Genomic DNA, 1,724 nt, shown 5'->3' with positions numbered 1-1,724 from the left:
AGGTCGAACTCAGCGAGGCCGAGCGCAACTGGGTGCAGCGTGCGGGCGGTGTGCGCATTGGCTTCGACCGCGAGTTCGCGCCCTTCACCAGCAGCAGCGGCCTGGGCCGTTTCGAAGGCTTGGGGGCCGACATGTTCCGGCTGGCTGCGCAGAAGGTCGGCCTGCGGGTGATCGAGCAGAGCGGCGCCAGCTTTGCCGACACCTATGAGCGCGCGGCGCGGGGCGAGCTGGACGTGGTCGTCGGCATGGCGCGCACCGAGTCGCGCCGGGCGCTGTTCGACTTTGTCGGGCCGTTCTCGTCATCGCCCACCGTGCTCGTCATGCGCAGCAGCGACCCGCGCCAGTGGCGCACGCCGGACGACATCGAGAGCGGCTCGCTGGGTTTGCTGAGGGAGCATTTCCTGCTGCCGCAGCTGCGCTCGCGCCGCCCCGGGCTGGCGCTGGCCGAGTTCTCGTCGCAGGCCGAGATGCTGGCGGCGCTGGACACTGGCGAGGTGGCCGCGGCCATTGGCAATGCCACCGTCATCAACCGCCTGATCGACGCGCGCTACACCGGTCGGCTGCGCCTGACCGGCGTGCTGCCGGATGCCGACAGCGAACTGTTCTTCGGCGTGCGCAAGTCCAGGCCCGAGCTGGCGCGGCTGCTGGAGAAAGGCTTCGAGGCCATCACGCCCGGCGAGGCGGCCGACATCAAGCGGCGCTGGCTGCTGGTCTCGGTGCAGCCCGGGCTGACCTGGGTGGACGTCACCAGCTGGGCAGTGCCGATTGCGCTGGGCGGCCTGCTGGTGATCTGCATGATGTGGCTGGCCAACCGCCGGCTGAAGCTGGCCCACTTGGCCGAGCGCGAGGCGCGTGCTGACGCAGAACGGGCAATCGAAGCGCACCGGCGGGCGGAAGCCTTGCTGAACGACGTGGCCGCCCACGTGCCGGGCATCGTCTTTCGCTACGTCGTCCGGCCGGACGGCAGCTTCGCCCACCGCTATACCTCGCCCGGCACGATGCGCTTCATGGGCGTCGACCAGCTGGACCCGACGCGCTCCATCCTGCGCGAGGTGATTGACCGCGTGCGCGAGGACCACCGGGCCGGCGCGTTGGCCGCTGAGCGGGCGTCCATGCGCACAGGCCAGCCTTTCAAGCTGACGGTGGCCTACCTGAACCCCGAGCGCGGCAGCCGCTGGGTGCATGCGGAAGCGGTGCAGCGCACCGAGCCGGACGGCACGCGGGTGTGGACGGGCTATGTGGTGGACGTGAGCGCCGAGCGTGAACTGCAGGCCAGGCTGGCACGCGAGGCCGAGTCGCGCAACCTGCTGATGGCCTCGGCCAGCCACGAGCTGCGCGCACCCACGCACCTGCTGTCGCTGGCCCTGCAGTCGGTCAGCGACCGGGGGCTGGACGCGCAGCAGGCCGGTGCGCTGGAGATTGCCCGCCAGTCGGCGCAGACCTTGACCCAGCTGCTCAACGACGTGCTGGACGCCGCACGCTTTTCCACCGACGCCATCAAGCTGCGCCCCCGCAGCTTCGACCTGCAGGCCCTGCTCACCGAAGTGGCCGGTGCCTGGCGCGCGGCCGCCGGCAGCAAGGGGCTGGTGTTCGAGCTGCATGCCTCGCCGGACCTGCCGCGCCGGGTGGTGCTGGATCCGCTGCGGCTCAAGCAGCTGCTGACCAACCTGCTCAGCAATGCCTGCAAGTACACCGCCGCCGGCCGGGTCTGGCTGGAAGCCTCG

At 70.8% G+C, this 1,724-nt stretch carries 1 protein-coding gene; it reads left to right on the top strand.

The window, feature by feature from the left end; translation table 11 throughout:
* Nucleotides 1-1,724 (top strand): transporter substrate-binding domain-containing protein (locus FKP22_RS29385; RefSeq protein WP_141291725.1); only part of this gene is annotated, 1,724 nt, incomplete at both ends.

Origin of the sequence: Ideonella azotifigens, assembly GCF_006519715.1 — a bacterium.
Lineage (GTDB): Bacteria > Pseudomonadota > Gammaproteobacteria > Burkholderiales > Burkholderiaceae_C > Ideonella > Ideonella azotifigens.
The sequence above is the reverse complement of the archived record's forward strand: the minus strand, read 5'-3'. Positions and strand labels throughout refer to the sequence as shown.